Source organism: Polaromonas sp. P1_E1_2, from assembly GCF_056406035.1.
Genome location: NZ_JBFUAZ010000173.1, coordinates 1 through 7,178 on the forward strand (window position 1 = coordinate 1; position 7,178 = coordinate 7,178).

Annotated in this window: 5 protein-coding genes; 2 read left to right on the forward strand and 3 right to left on the reverse strand. The window is 60.6% G+C overall.

Translation table 11 applies throughout. The features are described from left to right. The 3 genes from AC1D1P_RS10315 to AC1D1P_RS10325 all read right to left on the reverse strand — a co-directional run. A partial coding sequence (locus AC1D1P_RS10315) for a class I SAM-dependent methyltransferase (protein WP_477672905.1) occupies nt 1-172 on the reverse strand: 172 nt, incomplete at its 3' end. A 156-nt stretch (nt 173-328) separates the two neighbouring features. Continuing rightward, a complete protein-coding gene (locus tag AC1D1P_RS10320; RefSeq protein ID WP_477672903.1) occupies nt 329-742 on the reverse strand; it encodes a gamma-butyrobetaine hydroxylase family protein in 414 nt (137 codons plus the stop codon). A gap of 101 nt (nt 743-843) precedes the next feature. Continuing rightward, the gene (locus AC1D1P_RS10325) at nt 844-4,776 is read right to left on the reverse strand and encodes a DUF3683 domain-containing protein (RefSeq protein WP_477669823.1); all 3,933 of its coding nucleotides are present in this window, start codon (nt 4,774-4,776) and stop codon (nt 844-846) included. A 220-nt stretch (nt 4,777-4,996) separates the two neighbouring features. Between AC1D1P_RS10325 and ugpB the strand changes: the two genes are divergently transcribed. Both ugpB and ugpA read left to right on the forward strand, forming a co-directional pair. After that, on the forward strand, nt 4,997-6,310 hold the full coding sequence (gene ugpB / locus AC1D1P_RS10330; protein WP_457279661.1) for a sn-glycerol-3-phosphate ABC transporter substrate-binding protein UgpB: 1,314 nt from the start codon (nt 4,997-4,999) through the stop codon (nt 6,308-6,310). Nucleotides 6,311-6,441: 131 nt separating this feature from the next. Continuing rightward, nucleotides 6,442-7,178 (forward strand): sn-glycerol-3-phosphate ABC transporter permease UgpA (ugpA, locus tag AC1D1P_RS10335; RefSeq protein ID WP_477672904.1); only part of this gene is annotated, 737 nt, incomplete at its 3' end.

Consider the following 7,178-nt stretch of genomic DNA (forward strand, 5'->3'; position numbering starts at 1 on the left):
CTTTGACGTTGGCCACCAGCACTGTGTAGGCCTTCCACGCCCGATGCAGCCCCATCGACATCAGGTCGTTCATCACGTCGTATTTGGGCGCCACGGAGTCAAACACCCCGCGCACGCGGCGTGCCTTGTCTTGCTCGTCAACGGATTCAAAACCGAAATGGGTACTGCTCATACCATCAATGCTAGAGGGCAAAGGAGTAATTGCTCTCGACAACCCTGAGCTGACATGGGGCATTGCGGCTTATTGCCCGCTTTTATGCTGGAAAAACAACAGTGGCGCGAAATGCCCATTCGCCGCCGCGCCGCGGCGCGCACCGCTCGCGCGGAATCAGTGGCTTGCACAGCCGTGGCCGCCGGGCGCGGCCATGGGTGCATCGCGCTCAACACCGGCCGCCTGCAGGCGCCTCCGGTACTCGTCCCATAACTGGGCCTGATCGGCGCCCAGTTTGTAGAGATAGTCCCACGAGAATATTCCGCTCTCATGGCCATCGGAAAACACGGGCTTGACCGCGTAATTGCCAATAGGCTCGAGCTCCACCACATTCACTTCGCGTTTGCCGGTTTGCAAAATTTCCTGGCCAGGGCCATGGCCCTGCACCTCTGCCGAGGGCGAATAGACGCGCATGAGTTCAAACGGAATCCTGAACTCGGCGCCGTCGGAGAACGCGATTTCAAGAATGCGCGACTGGCTGTGAACCGYCAATGCGGTGGGCGTGGGTGAACCGGGTTGAAGGCCTGCCATGGGAAATCGCTTTCTGAAAAGAAAAGGCCGGACGCATCAGGCCTTCGTGAGGATTCGGCATTCTGGCAATAAGCCCGTTGACATCAAAGCCAGAAATTGCCCTAGACCAGCACCCGTTCGATGCCGCCGTGGTTGGCCGCCTCCACATACGTGGGCAGCCACTCCTTGCCCAGGATCTGATTGGCCATTTCCACCACGATGTAGTCCGCCTCGAGCAGGCCGTTTTGCAGGTCATTGCCGTAGCGCGAGAGCCCTTGCAGGCAACTCGGGCAGCTGGTGAGTATTTTGACGTTTCCCGCCTCGGCAACGGCACCCGCCTCGCGAAGCTGGGCTTCGCCCTTGCGCAGCTCTTCTTCCTTGCGAAAACGGATCTGCGTGGAAATGTCCGGCCGGGTAACGCCCAGCGTGCCCGACTCACCGCAGCAACGGTCATTCTTGAGCACGTTGTCACCCAGCAGCGCCTTGACGGTCTTCATTGGCTCCTGCAGCTTCATCGGGCTGTGGCAGGGGTCGTGATAGAGGTAGCCAGCGCCGGGCTGGTCGGTGCGCAGGGTGATGCCTTTTTCAAGCAGGTATTCGTGGATGTCGATGATGCGGCAGCCCGGGAATATCTTGTCGAATTCGTAACCCTGCAGCTGGTCATAGCAGGTGCCGCAGCTCACCACCACCGTCTTGATATCCAGGTAGTTCAGCGTGTTGGCGACGCGGTGGAACAGCACCCGGTTGTCGGTGATGATTTTCTCGGCTTTGTCGAACTGGCCGCTGCCGCGCTGCGGATAACCGCAGCAGAGGTAACCCGGCGGCAGCACAGTTTGCACCCCCGCATGCCAGAGCATGGCCTGCGTCGCCAGGCCCACCTGGCTGAAAAGGCGCTCGGAGCCGCAGCCGGGAAAATAAAACACCGCCTCGGTTTCCGACGTGGTGCTCTTGGGGTTGCGAATGATCGGGACGTAGTCCTTGTCTTCGATGTCCAGCAACGCACGTGCGGTCTTCTTGGGCAGGCCGCCCGGCATCTTCTTGTTGATGAAGTGGATCACCTGCTCTTTCACAGGCGCCTTGCCGACCGTGGCYGGCGGCAGCGCCGTCTGCTTGCGTGCCAGCCGGCGCATCAGGTCGTTGGCCAGGCGCTGGGCCTTGAAGCCCACGTCCACCATGGCGCTGCGCATGAACTTGATGGTCTGCGGGCTGGTGGCGTTCAGGAAGATCATGGCGGCAGCGTTGCCGGGCCGGAAAGACTTCTGCCCCATCTTGCGCAGCAGGTTGCGCATGTTCATGGAGACTTCGCCGAAATCGATGTCCACCGGGCAAGGCGTCAGGCACTTGTGGCACACGGTGCAGTGGTCGGCCACGTCTTCGAACTCTTCCCAGTGCTTGATGCTCACGCCGCGCCGGGTCTGCTCTTCATACAGAAAAGCTTCCACCAGCAGCGAGGTGGCCAGAATCTTGTTGCGCGGGCTGTACAGCAGGTTGGCGCGCGGCACATGGGTGGCGCACACCGGTTTGCATTTGCCGCAACGCAGGCAATCCTTCACGCTGTCGGCAATGGCGCCAATGTCCGACTGCTGCATGATCAGCGACTCATGCCCCATCAAGCCGAAGCTGGGGGTATAGGCATTGGTCAAGTCGGCATGCAATATCGGTTTAGCATCGTTTTTGGCCTGAAGACCGCTCCCATCTTGCGCGAGCAGCTCCTGATTTCGTAGCAGCTTGCCTTTGTTGAAGCGCCCTTCCGGATCGACTTTTTGCTTGTATTCGGTAAAGGGCCGCAGCTCTTCGTCGGTCAGGAACTCCAGCTTGGTGATGCCAATGCCGTGTTCGCCCGAGATCACGCCGTCCAGCGAACGAGCCAGCACCATGATGCGCGCCACCGCCACATGCGCGGTCTGCAGCATCTCGTAGTCGTCGCTGTTGACGGGCAGGTTGGTGTGCACGTTACCGTCGCCGGCGTGCATGTGCAGCGCCGCCCAGACACGGCCCTTGAGCACACGCTTGTGGATGGCATTGCATTCTTCGATGATCGGCAAAAACGCGCCGCCCGAGAAAATCGCCTGAAGCTGGGCCCGGATATCGGTTTTCCAGCTGGCGCGCAGCGAATGGTCTTGCAACTGCGGGAACAAGGTCGCTACACCCGCCAGCCAGCCGGACCATAGCGCGCGTACCTCAGCTATCAGCGCCAGCGCCTGGCCCACACGGTCTTCCAGCAGTTCTGCCGAAGGAATATCGTTGGCATCGTCCGATTTGCCCAAAGGCAGGTTGCCCTTGAGGAAAAAAGCCTCCAGCTCGTCGCACAGCCGTATCTTGTTGGCCAGGCTGAGCTCGATATTGATCTGCTCGATGCCGTCGGTATATTCGGCCATGCGGGGCAGCGGAATCACCACGTCTTCATTGATCTTGAAGGCATTGGTGTGCTTGGAGATCGCGGCGGTGCGCTTGCGGTCCAGCCAGAATTTCTTGCGGGCGTCGGGGCTGATGGCGATAAAACCTTCGCCGTGGCGCGAGTTGGCAATGCGCACAACTTCCGAGGTGGCACGCGCCACCACATCGGCGTCGTCGCCGGCAATGTCGCCAAAGAGCACCATCTTCGGCAGGCCGCCGTGCTTTTTCGATTTGGTCGCATAGCCGACCGCCTTCAGGTAGCGATCGTCCAGGTGTTCCAGCCCCGCCAGGATGGCGCCGCCGCGCTTTTGCTCGGCGAACATGAAATCCTTGATCTCGACGATGCTGGGCACCGCGTCCTTGGCATTGCCRAAAAATTCGAGGCAAACCGTGCGGGTATGTGCCGGCATGCGGTGCACGATCCAGCGCGCGCTGGTGATGAGGCCGTCGCAACCCTCTTTCTGGATGCCGGGCAAGCCGCTGAGGAATTTGTCGGTAACGTCTTTGCCCAGGCCCTCCTTGCGGAAAGTCTTGCCGGGAATATCCAGCCGCTCGGTGCGAATGGGGGTTTTGCCGTCGGCTTGGAAATACTGGAGGTCGAAGCTGGCCATTTCGGCGTCGTGGATCTTGCCGAGGTTGTGACCCACGCGCGTGACTTCCAGCCACTCGGCCTGCGGCGTGACCATGCGCCACGAAGCCAGGTTGTCCAGCGCCGTGCCCCACAGCACGGCCTTCTTGCCGCCCGCGTTCATCGCGATGTTGCCGCCTATGCAGGAGGCTTCGGCAGAGGTCGGGTCGACCGCGAAGACGAAGCCGCCGCGCTCGGCCGCGTCGGCCACACGCTGGGTGACCACGCCGGCTTCAGTCCATACGGTAGCCACTGGCTTGTCAACGCCGGGCAACGAAACCATTTCGACCTCGGTCATGGCTTCGAGTTTTTCGGTATTGATGACAGCCGACTTCCAGGTCAACGGAATCGCCCCGCCGGTGTAGCCGGTGCCGCCACCACGCGGCACGATTGTCAGGCCAAGCTCGATACAGGCCTTGACCAGGCCGGCCATTTCGACTTCAGTGTCGGGCGTGAGCACCACAAAGGGGTATTCGACACGCCAGTCAGTCGCATCGGTGACATGCGACACCCGCGAAAGGCCGTCGAACTTGATGTTGTCCTTGAGGGTCAGCTTGCGCAGCTTGCGTTCCGTCAGGCGGCGAAGGTCGTACATCTCGCTGAAGGAGGTGTAGAAGCGGGCGACGGCGCCGCGAGCGGCGTCCAGCAGTTCGCCCACGATGGCGTCGCGCTGTTGATCTGCATCCGGGGTGCGGCGTTTTTCGACTTCGGTCAGCCGGTGCTGCAAGGCGTCGACCAGCAGCTTGCGCCGCTTGGGGTTGTCCAGCAGGTCGTCCTGCAAATAGGGGTTGCGCTGCACGACCCAGACATCGCCCAGCACTTCATACAGCATGCGCGCGGAGCGGCCGGTGCGGCGCTCGTCGCGCAGACGGTTCAGCAAGTCCCAGGCACGCTCGCCGAGCAGGCGGATGACTACCTCCCGATCGGAAAATGAGGTGTAGTTATAGGGAATCTCGCGGATGCGGGCTTCGCCAGCCTTTGCGTCATCGGCAAAGACGTTCAATTCTTGGAGGGTAGTAGGGGCGTTCATCGTGAAAAGCCAGCGGCTTCGGACCCGTGTCCAGCGCTGTTGCCCTATATTACCGCAGCGCAACATTTACCCGTGGCGCCATGGAAGTCGTATGTGTCCTTATGGAAATCCCGCTTGTCGGGAAGCCCGCAAATCGATTAAATCGCGTGTCACAAACAGTTTTTACACTGTCCCGTTTAACGTGGCGCGCCCCGGTGCGCGTCCAATCCCAGGAGTTTTAATGAAAAACCGTCTCTCAGCATTCGCCTTCGCGGCCCTCGGCCTGTGCGCGCCGCTGGCCAGCCAGGCCCAGACCGAGATCCAGTGGTGGCATTCAATGACGGCCGTCAACGGCGAATGGGTCAATGACCTGGCCAAGCAATTCAATGAGAGCCAGAAGGAATACAAGGTAGTGCCCACCTTCAAGGGCACGTACGATGAGTCCATGACGGCCTCCATCGCGGCCTTCCGCGCCGGCAATGCGCCGCATATCCTTCAGGTTTTTGAAGTGGGCACCGCCACGATGCAGGCCAGCAAAGGAGCCATCGTCCCGGTCGGCAAGATCATGCAGGACGCCGGAGAAAAATTCGATCCGAAAGCCTACATCCCCGCTGTTGCCGGCTACTACACCGCGCCAAACGGCCAGATGTTGAGCTTCCCGTTCAACAGCTCCACCACCATCTTCTATTTCAACAAGGACGCATTCAAGGCTGCGGGCCTGCCGACCGACAAGGCCCCCGTCACTTGGCCTGAAGTCGTCAACGCCGCCGCCAAACTGAAGGCCTCCGGTCACAAATGTCCCTTCACGACCGCCTGGCAGAACTGGACACAGGTGGAAAGTTTCTCGGCCTGGCACAACGTCGAGTTCGCCACCAAAGCCAACGGCCTGCAAGGCATGGATGCGCGCCTGAAGGTGGATTCGCCGCTGCACGTGCGCCACATCGAGAACCTGGCCAACATGGCCAAACAGGGCCTCTTTATCTACAAGGGCCGCGGTAACGTGCCGGAAGCCAGTTTCGTGTCGGGCGAGTGCGCCATGATCAACACGTCTTCGGGCTTTTACGGCAATGTGGCCAAAAACGCCAAGTTCGCCTACGGCCTGGCTCCGCTGCCTTACTACCAGGACGTTCCCGGCGCGCCGCAAAACACCGTCATCGGCGGCGCCAGTCTGTGGGTCATGTCGGGCAAAAAGCCGGCCGAATACAAGGGCGTCGCCAAGTTCTTCAGCTTCATATCCACGCCTGAAGTGCAGTCGGCCAGCCACAAGCGCACCGGTTACCTGCCCGTGACGATGGCATCGTACGACCTGACCGAAAAGTCCGGCTTCTACAAACAGAACCCGGGCACCGACGTCGCGGTGACGCAAATGATCCGCAAGGTCACGGACAAGAGCCGCGGCATCCGTCTGGGCAACTATGTGCAGATTCGCGCGATCGAGGACGAAGAACTCGAGCAGGTCTGGAACGGCAAGAAGACGGCCAAAGAAGCGTTGGGCTCCATCGTCAAGCGCGGCAATGAGCAGCTTGAGCGCTTCCAGAAGGCCAACAAGGGCTGATCGCCCAAGAGACAGAGCAGGCCCGCACGGCGGGCTAAACTCGGCCCGCTGCGCCCTCTCCCCCTCATCGGGGAAGGCCAGGCGGGTTTTTATGTTTTAGCACTCACAGGTTTTTGCCCACCGAAGGCCCTATGGAAAAACGCGTTGTCTTCCGATCCAGCTGGCTGCCCTGGTTGCTGCTGCTGCCGCAAATGGCGGTCATTTTGGTGTTCTTCTTCTGGCCAGCGGCGCAGGCGCTTCTGCAGTCGCTGCAACAGCAAGACCCTTTCGGCACCTCCATCGAATTCGTCGGCCTGGCCAATTTTCGGCAATTGCTGGACGACCCGAGCTATGTGGAGTCGTTCAAGACGACCGCGTTTTTCTCAGTGATGGTGGCCGGCATCGGCATCAGCCTGTCACTGTTGCTGGCGGTGTTTGCCGACCGCATCGTGCGCGGCGGCATGTTCTACAAAACCATGCTCGTGTTGCCCTACGCGGTTGCCCCGGCTGTGGCGGCCGTGCTGTGGGTGTTCATGTTTTCTCCCTCGCTGGGCGTGGTCGCCTACGCGCTGGGCAAGATAGGCATCAACTGGAATCATCTGCTCGACTCCGGCCATGCCATGACGCTGATCGTGATGGCCTCGGTGTGGAAGCAGATTTCTTATAACTTCCTGTTTTTTCTGGCGGGCCTGCAGTCCATACCGAAATCGCTGATCGAGGCCGCTGCGATTGACGGTGCCCGACCCTGGCGCCGCTTCTGGACCATCCAGTTCCCGCTGCTGTCGCCCACCACCTTCTTCCTGCTGGTGATCAACGTGGTCTATGCCTTCTTCGACACGTTTGCCATCGTCGACGCCGCCACGCAGGGCGGGCCAGGCAAGGACACAGC